Source organism: Bradyrhizobium sp. IC4060, from assembly GCF_020193715.1.
Lineage (GTDB): Bacteria > Pseudomonadota > Alphaproteobacteria > Rhizobiales > Xanthobacteraceae > Bradyrhizobium > Bradyrhizobium yuanmingense.
In genome coordinates, this window is the sequence record NZ_JADYVJ010000006.1 from 236,352 (window position 1) to 251,683 (window position 15,332).

Genomic DNA, 15,332 nt, shown 5'->3' on the forward strand with positions numbered 1-15,332 from the left:
TCTTGCTCACCTGGAAACCGACCCGCAGAGCCATAAGGGGTATGCATGAAGACCGCCAAAGACGTCCTGAAATCGATCAAGGACAACGACGTGAAGTACGTCGACCTGCGCTTCACCGATCCGCGCGGCAAGTGGCAGCACGTCACGTTCGACGTCAGCATGATCGATGAAGACATCTTCGCCGAAGGGACGATGTTCGACGGCTCCTCGATTGCCGGCTGGAAGGCGATCAACGAGTCCGACATGTGCCTGATGCCCGATCCGGTGACCGCGACGATCGACCCGTTCTTCGCCGAGACCACCATGGTCATCACCTGCGACGTGCTCGAGCCGACCACCGGCGAGCCCTATAACCGCGACCCCCGCGGCATCGCCAAGAAGGCCGAGGCGATGGTGAAGTCGATGGGCGTGGGCGACGCCGTGTTCGTCGGCCCCGAAGCCGAGTTCTTCGTGTTCGACGACGTGCGCTTCTCCTCCACCCCCTACAACACCGGTTTCCGCCTCGACTCCTCGGAGTTGCCGACCAACTCCGACACCGAATATGAAGGCGGCAATCTCGGCCACCGCGTCCGCACCAAGGGCGGCTATTTCCCGGTTCCGCCGCAGGACTCCGTGCAGGACATGCGCTCGGAAATGCTCGGCGCCATGGCCAAGATGGGCGTCAAGGTCGAGAAGCATCACCACGAGGTCGCTTCCGCCCAGCACGAGCTCGGCATGAAGTTCGACACGCTGACGCTGATGGCCGACCACATCCAGATCTACAAATACTGCATCCACCAGGTCGCGCACATCTACGGCAAGACCGCCACCTTCATGCCGAAGCCGGTCTACGGCGACAACGGCTCGGGCATGCACGTGCACCAGTCGATCTGGAAGGACGGCAAGCCGGTGTTCGCCGGCAACAAGTACGCCGACCTGTCGGAGACCTGCCTCCACTATATCGGCGGCATCATCAAGCACGCCAAGGCGATCAACGCCTTCACCAACCCGTCGACCAACTCCTACAAGCGTCTGGTCCCGGGCTATGAAGCCCCCGTGCTGCTCGCCTATTCCGCGCGCAACCGCTCGGCGTCGTGCCGCATCCCCTACACCGCTTCGCCGAAGGCCAAGCGCGTCGAGGTGCGCTTCCCCGATCCGCTCGCCAATCCCTATCTCGGTTTCGCCGCGATGCTGATGGCCGGCCTCGACGGCATCAAGAACAAGATGGATCCGGGTCCGGCGATGGACAAGGACCTCTACGATTTGCCGAAGGAAGAGCTGAAGCAGATCCCGACCGTGTGCGGCTCGCTTCGCGAGGCGCTCGAAAACCTCGACAAGGACCGCGCCTTCCTCAAGGCCGGCGGCGTGTTCGACGATGACTTCATCGACGCCTATATCGAGCTGAAGATGACCGAGGTCGAGCGCTTCGAGATGACCCCGCACCCGGTCGAGTTCGACATGTACTATTCGGGCTGATCGGCCTGAACCATCCGCGACATGCAAAAGGCGCTTCCGGAAGGAGGCGCCTTTTCGTTTGAGGAGGCTCGACAGCTACCACGTCGCCGTGAACGCCCGCTGCAGCTCGGCCGGAGCCGTGGCGCCCGCTCGCGATCAGCACCTCGCCGCTTTCTGTTACGGGTTGTCAGGTCGCGGCATCAAATGGTCGAGCAGGCCGGTGGGGAGCGGAAACACCACGGTTGACGAGCGTTCACCGGCGATGTCGTGCAGAGCTGCGAAGTAACGCAGCTGCATTGCCTGAGGCTCTTGCGCCAGGGTCCGGCCGGCTTCGACGAGCTTTTCGGCGGCCTGCTGCTCGCCCATCGCATTGATCACCTTGGCTCGCCGCAAGCGCTCCGCCTCGGCCTGTTTGGCGATCGCGCGAACCATGGTTTCGTTGATATCGACGTCCTTGATCTCTATGCCGGTGACCTTGATGCCCCAGACGTCAGTCTGCTTGTCGAGGATCTCCTGGATATCGGCGTTCAACCTGTCGCGCTCGGCAAGCATCTCGTCGAGCTCATGCTTGCCGAGCACCGAACGCAACGTGGTCTGGGCGAGCTGGCTGGTCGCCGCCATGTAGTCGCCGACCTTGATGATGGCGCGCTCGGGGTCGACGATGCGGAAGTACAGGACGGCGTTGACCTTGACGGAGACGTTGTCCCGCGAAATCACGTCCTGCGGCGGCACCACCTGCACCATCACCCGCAGATCGACCTTGACGAGTTGCTGCACGATCGGGATGAGGAGTATCAGGCCCGGGCCCTTCACACCGGTAAAGCGGCCGAGCGTGAAGACGACGCCGCGCTCGTATTCGCGCAGGATTCGAATGGCCTGCGATAGAAACACGATGACAAGCAGCGCAAGCGCCGCATACGTCAGATATTCCAGCGTCATGATGTACCTCCCTCGCCTGTCCGGGCGGGTGTGCGGCGTATCAGCAGCGTCAGGTCGACGACATTGGCGACCTCCACCGTCTCTCCGGGCTTGAAGGTTTCGGCGCCGCGCGCCTGCCAGCGCTCACCATGGGCGAAGACATGACCTTCGTTCCCGTTCCAGTCGAGAACCTCGGCGGGCAAGCCGCGCATGGCCTGTGCGCCGACCAGCGCAGGAGCTTTGCGGACGCGCCGAAGCGAGCCGAGCACGATCAGAGCAAAGCCGCTGAACACGACCGCAGCGGTGCCGATCACCCACCAGGACAGTTGGTATCCAGGCGCCTCGCTCCTGAAGAGCATCATTGCTCCCAGCACGAAAGCGATGATCCCGCCGAAGCCGACCACCACGGTCGGGTTGAAGGCTTCGACGGTGAGAAGCACGAGTCCCACCAGCATCAGGGCGAGGCCGGCATAGTTGATCGGCAGCAAATTGAGCGCGTAGAGGCCGATCAGCAGGCAGATCGCGCCGATAACTCCGGGGGCGACGGCTCCGGGAGACATGAACTCGAAGATCAGGCCGTAGATGCCGACCATCAGGAGAATGAACGCCACGTTCGGGTTGGTGATGACCGCCAGGAACCGGGATATCCGTCCGGGCTCGATGGCTTCGACGACAGCATCCTTTGTTGCGAGGCGTCGCGTCCTGCCGCCTGCGAGCTCCACCACACGGCCATCAACCTGCCGCAGCAATTCAGCCTGATCGCGCGCGACGAGATCGATGGCATGTGCCTCCAGCGCGCCGTTGGCGGAGAGTGTTGCGGCCTCGCGGACCGCCCTCTCCGCCCACTCCGCATTGCGGTTGCGCAGCTCGGCGAGGCTTCGGATGAAGGCGACGGCATCGTTCGTGGCCTTCGCCGTCATCGCGTCCTTCGGCTCATCCTTCTTGTCTTTGCCATCCTTGTCGGGTGTGCCGCTCGGCAGGCCCGGCAGCGGCCCGCCAATCTGGACCGGCGTCGCTGCACCGATGTTGGTACCTGGTGCCATCGCCGCGATGTGGGTCGCGTAAAGGATATAGGTCCCCGCACTCGCCGCGTGGGCGCCGGAGGGAGCGACGTAGCCAATGACAGGGACGGGCGAGGCGAGCACATCCGCGATGATCTCGCGCATGCTGGAATTGAGCCCGCCGGGCGTGTTCATCCTCAGAAGCACGACCTCGGCGCGCCGTTCGCTCGCCGTGGCCAAAGCCTCCCGGACGTAGCTGGCTGACGCCGGGCCAATCGCCCCGTCGATCGAAACAACAAGGGCTACGCGCTTGCTCTCCTCCGCTGAGCTGGGAAGGAGGCAGCAGATCAAAGCCACGACGGTGATCGCCGCAACGAGGGCCGCCTTCATGGTCTGCACGGCACGGGCTCCCTTGCAGAGCATATGGTAATTCTTCTCATGAACCTCAATGCTGCGCGTGGAGATCAACGTTGCGATTGTGCAACGCAATGGGAATGCCCATGCAGGATTGCCGATGCGCTCGGCCTCGGCGAGCGTACGTTGAACCGAAAATTCCAGGACTCACGCACGAGCCGCCGCAATCCTTCATCATGCGCAGCCGTGTCGAGCACGCGCGCACCCTGCTGGAATCGACGACGCAGCCGATCAAGACGATCGCGCGCGCTGCCGGCTATGAGGATGAGAGCAGCTTCCGCAAGCTGACACTGATGTCACGCAATCCTATCGTGCGCGACGGATGGAGCGGGCGGTGTGAGGCTGGTGCCGGTGGCATGACCGATGGACGCAGTCCGGTCGCGGCGCTCTCGCTGGGCACAGCCTGAGCGCATCTACGATTTAACACGGTAGAGAAATCCTGCGCCACGGAGCGGCCATCAGCTTTCGTTCTGCATCTGACTCCAATTCGTTCTCGAAGAACAAATCAGAGCCGCAAAAACCAGGGCGGAGCAATTCCTACTGATTGGTTTACTCCGTCGGAAATTCGGGATGCACCTTGGATAAACAGTCCTCGTAGGGCGGATTAGCCGAAGGCGTAATCCGCCTACTGCGTGCGACGCTCACGCACGTTCGCCAAAGTTACCATCCGCGTTGCTATCTCCTGCCAATCCGCCGGAAACAGTCCGGCCTCGACATCTCGGTGAAATGACGAATGCGGCCAATCCAACACGCGGGTCACATATCCGTGCTTGACTGGGTTGATGTAGCAATACTCGATATGGCGTGCATAGTCGGTTTCGTCGCGGATGAGGTGCTCCCAGAACCGGTTCTGCCATACGCCACGCTCCCGTCTTGCGATCTGTACAGCGGTTAAAGGCTCTGTCTTCGGCAGGGACTTCGCGAAGCGCATTTTGATCAATCTCCACCGCATCGAAAAGTCGGCATCGCCGCGGGGAAGCGTCCAGACCGCATGAAGGTGGTCCGGAAGCACGACAAACGCATCGATAGTGAACGAATAGTCCCGACGGGTCGCTGCAACGGCCGCGCGCAGCGCTGCGATGTTCTCGACGAGCAGCCGCTGCCTACGATCATGAAGATTGACCGTGAAGAACCAGCAGCCACCTGGAATAAATGCACGGCGGCATTGCAGCTGCCCCATGAACTAAAGATGGCGGATTACGCCTTCGGCTAATCCGCCCTACTCAGTCCAAGCCGAGTGCGCAACGTGGCAGAAGCTGGATTCCCGGCTCTACGCCGCAACGCTCCGCGTTGCAGCTGGTCCGGGACACGACCGCGGCTACGCCTCCGCCTTCTGCCTTGTCACCAGCGCCTCGCCAAAGGCCTCGAACAGCTTGCGGTTGATCGGATTGTGCTGCGGGTCGTACTCCGCGTGCCATTGCACGCCGAGGGCAAAGCTCGGGGCTTCCGCGATGCGGATCGCCTCGATGGTGCCGTCCTCGGCGATGCCTTCGATCAGCACGCGCTTGCCGGGATCGAGAATGCCCTGTCCGTGCAGCGAATTGACCCGGATCTTCTCGCAGCCGAGAATCGTGGCGAAGGCGCCGCCGGGCGTCAGCTCGACGTCGTGACGGTCGGCGAACACCACGGTCGGATCGGGATGGATCTCGCCGTTCTCGAGCCGGGGCATGCGGTGGTTCATGCGGCCGGGGATCTCGCGGATCTCGGGATGCAGCGAGCCGCCGAAGGCGACGTTCATCTCCTGCAGGCCGCGGCAAATGCCGAACAGCGGAATGCCGCGGGCGACGCAGGCGACCGAAAGGGCCAGCGCGACCTCGTCGCGGTGGATGTCGTAGGGCTCGTGCTTCTCGCAGGGATCGACGTTGAAGCGGGTCGGGTGAACGTTGGCCCGGGCCCCTGTGAGGATGATGCCGTCGACGGTATCGAGCAGCGCCGGGATATCCGTGATGTCGGGGGCTCCAGCGAACATCAACGGCAAGCCGCCGGAGACTTCGGCCACGGCGCGCAGGTTTCGCTCGCCAACCATCTGGACCTGAAATCGATTCTCGACGCGATAGGAATTCCCGATCACGCCGACGACCGGCTTTCTCATCTGTCGTTCCGCGCCTCCCGATAAGAAGATTCCCCAAACATGCCCCTCCGATGGAACAAATTCAACAGAGGGGATCGCGGGACGGCAATGCTATTTTCGCGCAAATGCCTCCCGAGCGTCCAACCCGCCCTCCACGGGCAGACCCGCGGCCCTCAGCGCAATTGCCGCTGTCTCGCCCGGCGCGGTCAGCCAGGGAAGCTTGGCCTCGATTCCGCGCGTCACGGGCTCCCCGAGCACGCCTCCGAAGTCGATCGGCCAGAACCCGTTGGGCACCACCTCGGCGGAGAAGCCGCGGATCGCATAGCCCTCGCCCAGGATTGCCTCTGCCTTGTCGCTGGCGACAAGGCGCGCGGTGTTGGGATCCCTGAGATCGCCAAAGCTCACGAGCACGGGGATGAGCTCTCCTTGCACCGGGACAATGCCGGTCTGCCGGCTCATGTCCTTGAACGACACCCGGCTGCCGCGCGCGGCGCCATAGGCGCGGAGCGCCACATAGTTGATGTCGTCGAGGTCGAGCTTGGCGCCCTGCTGGTGTGCCAGCAAGACCACGATGTTCTTGCCTTGGCCGAGATCGACGAACACGGCCTCCCCGCGCGTCGTGGTGCGGCCGCTGCGGTTATAGTTGCGATCGGGCACGACAGCGAGAATGGCCGACCCGGTCTTGATCCCGGCGGGCGTCGTCACCTCGACCGTTAGGCGGTATTTGTGGTCCGGCCGGTTGATCCGGATCTGGTCGCCGCCTACGAGCAAAGCCAACAGCCCGAGCAGACCGGCCCACTTGCTGATAACGCCCAAGCGCCCCTCACTTCCTTTTCGCCACCGCTCTGCACCGTTCGCGCGGCAGCGTCAAACCGGCGCGTTGCCGCTCTTGATCGCGGGGCTATCGCATTTGAGGGGCTTTTCCCTGCAGTCATCCTTCGAGACGCCCGCTTTAGGCGGGCTCCTCAGGATGAGGGCGGAGTGCGTGGCTACAGTTTCAACAGGCACTGATCCAGATTAGCCTCATCCTGAGGAGGCGCGTAAGCGCCGTCTCGAAGGACGAGGCGTGCGCGCAGGCCGCCGCCAAAAGTGATCTGCGATAGCCCTGCTCTTGATCGGAAGCGTGTTTGTCGAAAGAGTGCCCCATTGCAGCCACCAAAGACAGGATACGATGTGACCTTTCCCGCAGATGAACGATCCCGCTCCCGTGCCGACCTCGCGCGGGATCAGGCCTGGGCGATCGCGGCCGGAGGCATCGGCGTCGTTCTGTTCACCGCGCTGCTCGCCTTCACCTGGTATTTTGCCGCCACCCTGCTGCTGATCTTCACCGGCATGCTGCTCGGCCTCGGTCTCAACGCTCTGGTCAATGCGCTCGGCCGCCGGGTCCAGCTGCCTCACACGATCCGGCTTGCAATCGTCTGCGTTGCGCTCGCTTTGCTGCTCGCGGGCGTCGCCTATCTCGGCGGCGCCACCATTGCCGAACAGGCCTCGCTGCTGAGCAAGACCATCAAGTCGCAGATCACCAATGTCAGGTCCCTGCTCGAGAGCCACGGCATCGACACCAGCTTCTTCGACCTCGGCAACGCTGCCTCGGACCCCGCCGCCAACACCTCCTCGGAGGCAACGCCCGCGCCGGCAACGCCTTCGCGCGCTCCGCTGCCCAGTGCCGGCACGCTCGCCTCCAGCGGCGGGGCGATCGTGAGCCAGACCCTCAAGCTGCTGCTCGGCACCATTCACGGCGTCGGCAACATCTTCATCGTGCTGTTCCTGGGCCTGGCCTTCGCCGCCCAGCCCAGCGTCTATCATGACGGCCTGCTGTTCCTGGCACCGGCGCGGCACCGTACCCGTTTCGCCATCGTCATCGACCGTATCGCTGAAACGCTCGAGCGCTGGCTGATCGCCCAGATCATCGTCATGATCGCGGTCGGTGTCGTAACCTGGATCGGACTTGCCGTCATCGGCATCCCCGGCGCGTTCATCCTAGGAATCCAGGCGGGCCTGCTCGCCTTCATCCCCACGGTGGGAGCCATCATCGCCGGCGTCATCGTGGTGTTGGCGAGCCTCGCCTCCGGCTGGATCCCCGCTTTGTCGGCATTTCTGCTGTTCATGGGCGTGCACGCCATGGAAAGCTACGTGCTGACGCCGATCCTGCAGCGCCAGGCACTCGACATCCCGCCGGCCACGCTGTTCGCGTTCCAGATCCTGCTGGGCGTCGTGTTCGGCATCTGGGGCCTGGCGCTGGCGCTCCCGCTGGTCGCGATCGCCAAGGTCATGATCGACCATGTCAAGACCTACGAGGCGTCGCCTCTCGCGGAGGCGGCCTAGAGCATGATCCGGACCCGGAGGACCGCGTTAGCGCAAAGTGTGGAGCGGTTTCCGATAAGATCATGCTCCCGAGATAAAGCCTCAGGTCGTCAGCACGGTCTCGGTGTGCTCGACCTCGGGAGGCGCGGCAAAATACTGGCCGACCAGGCCGCGCCATTCCGTGAAATTCTCTGAGCCGCGGAAGTCCACAGTGTGGTTCTCCAGCGTCGCCCATTTCACCATCAGCCGGTAACGCTGCGGCTTCTCGATCGACTTGTGCAGCTCGAAGCCGTGAAAGCCCTTGGAGCGGCCGAAAGCGGCCTTGGCCTTGGCAACGGCGGCCTCAAAATCCTTCTCGCTGCCCGGCTTGACGTCAATTTGCGCGATCTCGGTGATCATCGGCTTTCCACCCTTTTTGTTGATGGCCGTGTCTACCGCAGATGGCGACAAAGAAAAAGGCGCTGAAGCGGCGCCCTGCCCGGTCTGGAAATGCAGGCCTGTCAGGCGAACAGCAGGACCGTGCCCGCGACGATCAGCGCACAACCCGCGAACAACACGAACGGCCAGTAGCTGCGTTGCTGCGTGTAGCGGCCTTGCGCACGACGCTCGGTGATCAGCGCGCTCTCGTATTCGTCCGCAGTGGAGAACAGACAGGCGAAACCGCCGCGGGCCGAGGCAGCTTCGGCTTCGAGCGACATCAGGGCGGCTTGCGGATTCCGTCGACGGATCGATTCCATGACCACGATGGTAGGGATCGAATGGTAAACAGAGATTTACCGCAAGCCCGCCCTGCATGCTCACGCGGTGACCGGACGCGCCTGCGATGCGCCGGTCCGCGCCGCGCTCTGGCGGCGCCAGTTCTCCAGCGACAGCGGCAGCTCCTCGGCCGCCTCGACGCGGTTGCGGCCGCCGCGCTTGGCCTGGTAGAGCGCGGTGTCCGCCGAGGCCAGCAGCACCTCCAGCTCGGTGCCGGCCGGACCTCCGGCAACGCCGATGCTGACGGTGGTATCGACCGGACCTTCGTCGACCACGACGCCGGAGGTCTCGAACGCCTCGCGCACGCGCTCGGCGACCAGCACGCCCTCCTCCAGTGAGCATGGCAATAGCGCGGCGAACTCCTCGCCGCCGATGCGGCCCGACAGGTCGGAGATGCGCAAATTGCTGACCACGACGGTGGAGAACAGCTTCAGCATCTCGTCGCCGGCGGGATGGCCGAAGCGGTCGTTGATCGATTTGAAATGGTCGATGTCGAAGATCATCACGGTCACCGGCCGCCCGGCCTTGGCCTCGCGCTCGATCACGCGCGCACAGGCCTCCGAGAAGCCGCGCCGGTTGAGCATGCCGGTCAAGGGATCGGTCGACGCCGCCGTCCGGTGCGCGGTGACGGTGCGTTCCGACACCAGCATGAAGATCACGAACACGGTACCGACGGCGTAGAGAATGAGCTCGACCGCGAACACGGTGACCCAGATGCTCGAGGAGAAGCCGGCATCATGCGGGCGCAGGAAGCTGCCGATCAGGATCGGCAGCATCAACACGCAGCCGTGCATCACCGGCATCACGAAGGCGGGCCAGCGCCGTTGCACGCTCTTGCGCCGTTCGGTCCAGAGCTCGCTCGCAGTCAACGCCGCGTACACCGAGACGATGCCAGCACCGACGAGCATGCGCAGCATCGATGCCGTGGGATCGAGCAGCGTCGCAGCAGCGACCCAGGCGAGCGCGCCGAGCACGAGCCCCGGCCAGTTCGGGTTGCGGCCGTGGAAGACGCGCGCCGCGTTCCAGACCATGCCGCAGGCGACGAAACCGACCGCGTTCAATGCAAGGTAAATGTGCGGCCCCAGCCTGTCGCCCGCCGCGGTCCATAGTGCGACGGAGGCGGCACCGAGCAGATAGGCGGTGCCCCACCATTTCAGCGCCGGGCTGTTCTCCTGCTTGCCGAAAAATACCATCATGGCGCCGAGCAGTGCGGCGACCATGGTGGCGACCAAATAGAGCGTGATGCTATCGAGCGACATCATGTCGGCCCCCTCTAGAACATAGCAGTTACGCGATCGGCCCAGCCGATTTGCGCGCCCTTCCGAAGGCGACGCTAGGTCTCGCGGGTTCCATTCAGGTTTTCGCCGGTCCCTAAGTTTTCGGGAAACACGCCATCAATTTGCATACAAACGAACAACAAAAAGGGCGCTGAAATCAGCGCCCTTTTGCATCTCATTGAAGCCGCTTTCGCGGCGAATGCGATAAAAGCGATTAACGCTTCGAGAACTGGAAGGACCGGCGGGCCTTGGCCTTGCCGTACTTCTTGCGCTCGACCACGCGCGAGTCGCGGGTGAGGAAGCCGCCCTTCTTGAGCACGGAGCGCAGCTCAGGCTCGAAATAGGTGAGCGCCTTGGAGATGCCGTGACGGACCGCGCCGGCCTGGCCGGACAGGCCGCCGCCGGCGACGGTGCAGATCACGTCGTACTGGCCCGAACGCTGGGCCACGGAGAACGGCTGCTCGATCATCATGCGCAGCACGGGACGGGCGAAATAGACCTCGACCTCGCGCGAGTTGACGGTGACCTTGCCGGCGCCCGGTTTGATCCAGACGCGGGCGACCGCGTCCTTGCGCTTGCCGGTGGCGTAAGCGCGGTTGAACTTGTCGACCTTCTTCTCGTGCTTGGGCGCCTCGGGCGCGGCCGCCGTCTTGAGCTGCGAGAGCTGGTCGAGCGACTGAATGGATTCGGCCATGTTATGCGGCCCTCGTGTTCTTGCGGTTCAACTTGGCGATATCGATCTTCTCGGGCTGCTGCGCCTCGTGCGGATGATCGGCGCCGCCGTAGACACGGAGGTTGCCCATCTGCACGCGGCCGAGCGGACCACGCGGGATCATGCGCTCGACGGCCTTCTCGAGCACGCGCTCGGGATGACGGCCTTCGAGGATCTGGCGCGCGGTGCGCTCCTTGACGTGGCCGACATAGCCGGTGTGCTTGTAGTAGGTCTTCTGCTCGCGCTTGCGACCGGTGAGGACCGCATGCTGCGCGTTGATGATGATGACGTTGTCGCCGCAATCGACGTGCGGGGTGTAGGTCGGGAGGTGCTTGCCGCGCAGGCGCATGGCGACGATGGTGGCGAGGCGGCCGACGACCAGACCCTTGGCGTCGATCAGCACCCACTTCTTCGTCACCTCAGCCGGCTTTGCCGAAAAGGTTTTCATGTCGGAGTTTCCGTGGACGGGAGATATCGGCGCGAACACCGCACCAGACTGCGCGCGGTTCTAGAGAAGAGCGGCGCAACGGTCAATGCCCCAGAGCCGAAAACAACTAAGCAAACTCAATAACTTAAAAATATGGTGCGATATTACCTGTAAAAAGCTCAAACGTTTGGAATGGAATAGGTCGAGGTGACATGGGCGATCGGATCGGGTGAGGTCCCGGACAAGAGGTTCACCTCCCCGACCGCAAGGCGCTTGCCGAGCTTGAGCAGCCGGGCCTCGGCCAGCACGTCCTGCCCGGGCTGGCCCTTGCGCAGGAAGTTGATGTTGAGATTGGTGGTGACGGCGAGCCCGATCGGCCCGATCGCGGACAGCAGCACCACGTACATCGCGAAATCCGCGAGCGCCATCAGCGTCGGCCCGGACACGGTTCCGCCGGGCCGCAACATCCGTTCGCTGTAGCGCTGGCGCAAGAGGCTGGTCTGGCCGTCCGCGCTCTCGATCGTGATGTCGTCACCGCTGAAGGCCTGGGGAAACTCGTCACGGAGGAACCGCTCGAGCTCCGCCACGCTCATTTTCGCTAACGCCATGCCGTCCCCACCCTCGCTTCGCCTGCCCTGTTACATTAAGTTATCGGTGTCATCCAATTGCAATCATCTAGCGGAAGTCGCGTCAATGTCCGTTCAGGCCGCCCGCGCCCCCTCCCCGCAACCGCCGATCCTGCTGCGCGAGATCGTCGGCAGCGTCGCCGTGCTCACGCTGAACCGACCAGCCGCGCGCAACAGCCTTTCCGAGGCGATGATCGGACAGCTGCATGCGAGCCTCAACGCAATCGCGGAAGACAAGCACATCCGCGCGGCCGTCATCGCGGCCAACGGCCCCGCTTTTTCCGCCGGCCACGACATAAAGGAACTGACCGCGCGCCGCACCGATCCGGATCGGGGTCGGGCTTATTTTGCGCAGATCATGACGGCCTGCAGCGCGATGATGCAGGCGGTCGTGCATCTGCCGAAGCCCGTGGTCGCGGCCGTCCAGGGCATCGCGACCGCTGCCGGCTGCCAGCTCGTCGCCAGCTGCGATCTTGCGATCGCATCGCACGAGGCGAAGTTCGCTACACCCGGCGTCGATATCGGCCTGTTCTGCTCGACCCCGATGGTGGCGCTGTCGCGCAACGTCCCGCGCAAGCAGGCCATGGAGATGCTGCTGACGGGCGAGCCTGTCACGGCCGACCGCGCCCGCGAGATCGGGCTCGTTAACCGTGTCGTTCCCGCCGGCACCGAACTCGGCGCCGCGATCGAGCTCGCGCAACAGGTCGCGTTGAAATCCGCCTACACGATCAAGCTCGGCAAGGAGGCCTTCTACCGCCAGGCCGAGATGAGCCTTGCAGACGCCTATCGCTATGCCGCAGAGGTGATGACCGAGAACATGATGGCGCGCGACGCCGAGGAAGGCATCGGCGCCTTCATCGAGAAGCGCGCGCCGACATGGCGGGATGAATGACCCCCGCCAACAAGAAAAGATAAGTGATGAACCACGACGCCTATCCCGACAATTATATCCGCGGCATCCTCAACAGCGTGAAATCGATCGCGATGGTCGGGGCATCACCGGTCAATGTGCGGCCGAGCTATTTCGCGTTCAAATACCTGATGCAGCGCGGCTACGACATGATCCCGGTCAATCCCGGCCATGTCGGCAAGGAGCTGCTCGGAAAGCCGTTCGTCGCATCACTGTCGGATATCGGCCGCCCCGTCGACATGGTCGACATCTTCCGCAACTCGAGCCACATCATGCCCGTGGTCGAGGAGGCGCTCACGCTCGACCCGCTGCCGAAGGTGATCTGGATGCAGCTCGGCGCGCGCGACGATGCGGCGGCCGCGAAAGCGGAATCAGTCGGGATCAAGGTGGTCATGAACCGCTGCCCCAAGATCGAATATGGCCGCCTGTCGTCAGAAATCTCCTGGATGGGCGTGAATTCGCGCACGCTCAGCTCCAAGCGCGCGCCGGCGCCGACGCAGGGCATGAGGCTGTCCCTCAATCGGATGAGTGTTGGCGGTGGCGACACCGCCGCATCGGATCGCGCTGCGAAGAACAAGAGCGAGCAAAGCTGACGCGATTGCGAAGGCTTCGTTTCGCAAACGCGACAATGCGCAGCACGATCGTTCCCAAAATGATTCCGATGTGACGCCGCGCCTTGACGGCGGGCACGGCGCCGATCAGCATGCCGCGCGAATTTCAGGCCACAAGAACAGGACGCCCAAATGAGCGATCGCCTTCCGGGATTTTCAACGCTCGCCGTGCATGCCGGTGCACAGCCCGACCCCACCACCGGCGCGCGCGCGACTCCGATTTATCAAACGACCTCTTTCGTCTTCAACGATGCCGATCACGCCGCCTCGCTGTTCGGCCTGCAGGCGTTCGGCAACATCTATACCCGCATCGGCAATCCCACCAATGCGGTGCTGGAAGAGCGCGTCGCCGCACTCGAAGGCGGCACGGCCGCGCTCGCGGTCGCTTCCGGCCATGCCGCGCAGGTCGTGGTGCTGCAGCAGCTGCTTCAGCCCGGCGACGAATTCATCGCCGCGCGAAAGCTCTATGGCGGCTCGATCAACCAGTTCACGCACGCCTTCAAGAGCTTTGGCTGGAACGTGGTGTGGGCCGATCCCGACGATATCGCGAGCTTCGAGCGTGCGGTGACGCCGCGCACGAAAGCGATCTTCATCGAGTCCATCGCCAACCCCGCCGGCAGCATCACCGACATCGAGGCGATCTCGACCGTGGCACGCAAGGCGGGCGTGCCGCTGATCGTCGACAACACGCTGGCTTCGCCCTATCTGATCCGTCCGATCGATCATGGCGCTGACATCGTCGTGCACTCGCTGACGAAATTCCTGGGCGGCCACGGCAACTCGCTCGGCGGCATCATCGTCGATGCCGGCACCTTCGACTGGTCCACGGGCGGCAAGTACCCCATGCTCTCGGAGCCGCGCCCGGAATATCACGGCATCCGGCTGCAGGAGACCTTCGGCAATTTCGCCTTCGCGATCGCCTGCCGCGTGCTGGGCCTGCGCGACCTCGGACCGGCGTTGTCGCCCTTCAACGCCTTCATGATCCTGACCGGCATCGAGACTCTGCCGCTGCGCATGCAGAAGCACTGCGACAATGCCAAAGCCGTTGCCGAATACCTCGCGGGACATCCGGCGGTGGCCTCGGTGAGCTATGCCGGGCTGCCGAGCGACAAGTACAATCAGCTCGCGCGCAAATACGCACCAAAGGGCGCCGGCGCGGTGTTCACCTTCAGCCTGAAGGGCGGCTATGACGCCGGCGTCAGCCTGGTGTCGAAGCTGCAGTTGTTCTCGCACCTCGCCAATGTCGGCGACACCCGCTCGCTGGTGATCCATCCGGCCTCGACCACGCACAGCCAGCTCGACGACGCCGCCAAGATCAAGTCCGGCGCCGGCCCGGACGTGGTCCGGATCTCGGTCGGTATCGAGGACAAGGAAGACCTGATCGCGGATCTGGAACAGGCGCTGGGGACGTAGCGCCTGGGAACGACGGCGGCCGTTTTGGCCGCCGTCGGTTAACCCTCATTAACCATATCTGCCTCATACATCGTGCTTGGATCGCCCCTTTGATTCGGAGCCGACGATGCTGCGCTGGATGGTGCCCGCTCTGGCTGTGATGCTGACGGCCTCGGCGGCCATTGCCGCCGATCTGCCGGCGACGCCGAAGCGGCGCGCGGCCGGGCCGCCGCAGGACCCACCTCAGGTCTATGTCGAGACCGATCCGGATGCGCTGATCTCGCCGGCCTACGGCATCGGCAGCTACATCCGCAACCTGCCGGGCACGCCGCTGCTGCCGGGCTCCCACACCTTGCCTGGCTATTACGGCCGCCCCTGGAGCTACGATTATCAGGGCGCCTATTACGGCGGGAAACAGGTCGATTATTTCTGGCGCCTGCCCTATGCGTGCGGCGTCTACGGCTATTGCTGATCAGCCG

At 63.7% G+C, this 15,332-nt stretch carries 17 protein-coding genes and 1 pseudogene; 7 read left to right on the forward strand and 11 right to left on the reverse strand.

The features are described from left to right. The first annotated feature begins 45 nt into the window (after positions 1-45). Entirely contained in the window at positions 46-1,455 is a 1,410-nt protein-coding gene (gene glnA / locus I6F16_RS21635; RefSeq protein WP_036010292.1) for a type I glutamate--ammonia ligase, read from the forward strand. A gap of 156 nt (positions 1,456-1,611) precedes the next feature. On the opposite strand, the gene I6F16_RS21640 is transcribed toward glnA, so the two are convergent. Further along, a complete protein-coding gene (locus tag I6F16_RS21640; protein WP_225113088.1) occupies positions 1,612-2,373 on the reverse strand; it encodes a slipin family protein in 762 nt (253 codons plus the stop codon). After that, positions 2,370-3,752 (reverse strand): nodulation protein NfeD, encoded by a 1,383-nt coding sequence (locus I6F16_RS21645; protein WP_225113087.1) that lies wholly within the window; start codon positions 3,750-3,752, stop codon positions 2,370-2,372. Before I6F16_RS21645 ends, I6F16_RS21640 begins: the two co-directional genes overlap by 4 nt. Before the next feature lie 191 nt (positions 3,753-3,943). Between I6F16_RS21645 and I6F16_RS21650 the strand changes: the two genes are divergently transcribed. Further along, a complete protein-coding gene (locus I6F16_RS21650; RefSeq protein ID WP_057029460.1) occupies positions 3,944-4,174 on the forward strand; it encodes an AraC family transcriptional regulator in 231 nt (76 codons plus the stop codon). A 234-nt stretch (positions 4,175-4,408) separates the two neighbouring features. Here I6F16_RS21650 and I6F16_RS21655 read toward each other — a convergent pair. The 3 genes and pseudogenes from I6F16_RS21655 to I6F16_RS21665 all read right to left on the reverse strand — a co-directional run bounded on the left by I6F16_RS21655 (position 4,409) and on the right by I6F16_RS21665 (position 6,654). After that, a pseudogene (locus I6F16_RS21655) lies at positions 4,409-4,947 on the reverse strand (transposase). Positions 4,948-5,085: 138 nt separating this feature from the next. Beyond that, positions 5,086-5,859, reverse strand: a complete 774-nt coding sequence (locus tag I6F16_RS21660) for a gamma-glutamyl-gamma-aminobutyrate hydrolase family protein (RefSeq protein WP_036025392.1) — start codon at positions 5,857-5,859, stop codon at positions 5,086-5,088. Positions 5,860-5,949: 90 nt separating this feature from the next. After that, positions 5,950-6,654 carry a hypothetical protein gene (locus I6F16_RS21665; RefSeq protein ID WP_109143560.1) on the reverse strand — a complete coding sequence of 235 codons (705 nt, stop codon included), beginning with the start codon at positions 6,652-6,654 and terminating at the stop codon, positions 5,950-5,952. 357 nt (positions 6,655-7,011) lie between these two features. On the opposite strand from I6F16_RS21665, the gene I6F16_RS21670 reads away from it, so the two are divergent. Further along, positions 7,012-8,163, forward strand: a complete 1,152-nt coding sequence (locus I6F16_RS21670) for an AI-2E family transporter (protein WP_036010309.1) — start codon at positions 7,012-7,014, stop codon at positions 8,161-8,163. An 81-nt stretch (positions 8,164-8,244) separates the two neighbouring features. Here I6F16_RS21670 and I6F16_RS21675 read toward each other — a convergent pair whose 3' ends face one another. From I6F16_RS21675 to I6F16_RS21700, 6 genes are all read right to left on the reverse strand, one after another. Then, positions 8,245-8,541: an antibiotic biosynthesis monooxygenase family protein gene (locus I6F16_RS21675; protein WP_025036647.1), complete on the reverse strand. Its 297-nt coding sequence runs from the start codon at positions 8,539-8,541 to the stop codon at positions 8,245-8,247. 101 nt (positions 8,542-8,642) lie between these two features. Continuing rightward, complete coding sequence (locus I6F16_RS21680; RefSeq protein WP_036010312.1) at positions 8,643-8,879, reverse strand: hypothetical protein; 237 nt, start codon at positions 8,877-8,879, stop codon at positions 8,643-8,645. Between the two features lie 60 nt (positions 8,880-8,939). After that, positions 8,940-10,160 carry a GGDEF domain-containing protein gene (locus I6F16_RS21685; RefSeq protein WP_036025401.1) on the reverse strand — a complete coding sequence of 407 codons (1,221 nt, stop codon included), beginning with the start codon at positions 10,158-10,160 and terminating at the stop codon, positions 8,940-8,942. Positions 10,161-10,389: 229 nt separating this feature from the next. Beyond that, a complete protein-coding gene (gene rpsI / locus I6F16_RS21690; RefSeq protein WP_018642439.1) occupies positions 10,390-10,869 on the reverse strand; it encodes a 30S ribosomal protein S9 in 480 nt (159 codons plus the stop codon). A gap of 1 nt (position 10,870) precedes the next feature. Then, a complete protein-coding gene (gene rplM, locus I6F16_RS21695) occupies positions 10,871-11,335 on the reverse strand; it encodes a 50S ribosomal protein L13 (RefSeq protein ID WP_018642440.1) in 465 nt (154 codons plus the stop codon). 158 nt (positions 11,336-11,493) lie between these two features. Continuing rightward, positions 11,494-11,922, reverse strand: a complete 429-nt coding sequence (locus I6F16_RS21700; protein WP_024341189.1) for a PaaI family thioesterase — start codon at positions 11,920-11,922, stop codon at positions 11,494-11,496. A gap of 85 nt (positions 11,923-12,007) precedes the next feature. Here I6F16_RS21700 and I6F16_RS21705 point away from each other — a divergent pair, with 85 nt between their 5' ends. From I6F16_RS21705 to I6F16_RS21720, 4 genes are all read left to right on the forward strand, one after another. Continuing rightward, positions 12,008-12,832 (forward strand): enoyl-CoA hydratase, encoded by an 825-nt coding sequence (locus I6F16_RS21705; protein WP_225113084.1) that lies wholly within the window; start codon positions 12,008-12,010, stop codon positions 12,830-12,832. A gap of 26 nt (positions 12,833-12,858) precedes the next feature. After that, entirely contained in the window at positions 12,859-13,443 is a 585-nt protein-coding gene (locus I6F16_RS21710) for a CoA-binding protein (protein ID WP_036010322.1), read from the forward strand. 150 nt (positions 13,444-13,593) lie between these two features. Further along, positions 13,594-14,874, forward strand: coding sequence for an O-acetylhomoserine aminocarboxypropyltransferase (locus I6F16_RS21715; RefSeq protein ID WP_036010324.1), 1,281 nt, complete (start codon positions 13,594-13,596; stop codon positions 14,872-14,874). A 106-nt stretch (positions 14,875-14,980) separates the two neighbouring features. After that, entirely contained in the window at positions 14,981-15,325 is a 345-nt protein-coding gene (locus I6F16_RS21720; protein ID WP_036025406.1) for a hypothetical protein, read from the forward strand. Positions 15,326-15,332 lie beyond the last annotated feature (7 nt).

Excerpts from the sequence above, each read along its gene's own strand:
- I6F16_RS21720 (WP_036025406.1), top strand. The coding sequence starts at position 14,981 with ATGCTGCGCTGGATGGTGCCCGCTCTGGCTGTGATGCTGACGGCCTCG.
- I6F16_RS21685 (WP_036025401.1), bottom strand. The coding sequence starts at position 10,160 with ATGATGTCGCTCGATAGCATCACGCTCTATTTGGTCGCCACCATGGTC.
- rplM (WP_018642440.1), bottom strand. The coding sequence starts at position 11,335 with ATGAAAACCTTTTCGGCAAAGCCGGCTGAGGTGACGAAGAAGTGGGTG.
- I6F16_RS21700 (WP_024341189.1), bottom strand. The coding sequence starts at position 11,922 with ATGGCGTTAGCGAAAATGAGCGTGGCGGAGCTCGAGCGGTTCCTCCGT.
- I6F16_RS21705 (WP_225113084.1), top strand. The coding sequence starts at position 12,008 with ATGTCCGTTCAGGCCGCCCGCGCCCCCTCCCCGCAACCGCCGATCCTG.
- I6F16_RS21675 (WP_025036647.1), bottom strand. The coding sequence starts at position 8,541 with ATGATCACCGAGATCGCGCAAATTGACGTCAAGCCGGGCAGCGAGAAG.
- rpsI (WP_018642439.1), bottom strand. The coding sequence starts at position 10,869 with ATGGCCGAATCCATTCAGTCGCTCGACCAGCTCTCGCAGCTCAAGACG.
- I6F16_RS21650 (WP_057029460.1), top strand. The coding sequence starts at position 3,944 with ATGCGCAGCCGTGTCGAGCACGCGCGCACCCTGCTGGAATCGACGACG.
- I6F16_RS21715 (WP_036010324.1), top strand. The coding sequence starts at position 13,594 with ATGAGCGATCGCCTTCCGGGATTTTCAACGCTCGCCGTGCATGCCGGT.
- glnA (WP_036010292.1), top strand. The coding sequence starts at position 46 with ATGAAGACCGCCAAAGACGTCCTGAAATCGATCAAGGACAACGACGTG.
- I6F16_RS21710 (WP_036010322.1), top strand. The coding sequence starts at position 12,859 with ATGAACCACGACGCCTATCCCGACAATTATATCCGCGGCATCCTCAAC.
- I6F16_RS21660 (WP_036025392.1), bottom strand. The coding sequence starts at position 5,859 with ATGAGAAAGCCGGTCGTCGGCGTGATCGGGAATTCCTATCGCGTCGAG.
- I6F16_RS21640 (WP_225113088.1), bottom strand. The coding sequence starts at position 2,373 with ATGACGCTGGAATATCTGACGTATGCGGCGCTTGCGCTGCTTGTCATC.
- I6F16_RS21680 (WP_036010312.1), bottom strand. The coding sequence starts at position 8,879 with ATGGAATCGATCCGTCGACGGAATCCGCAAGCCGCCCTGATGTCGCTC.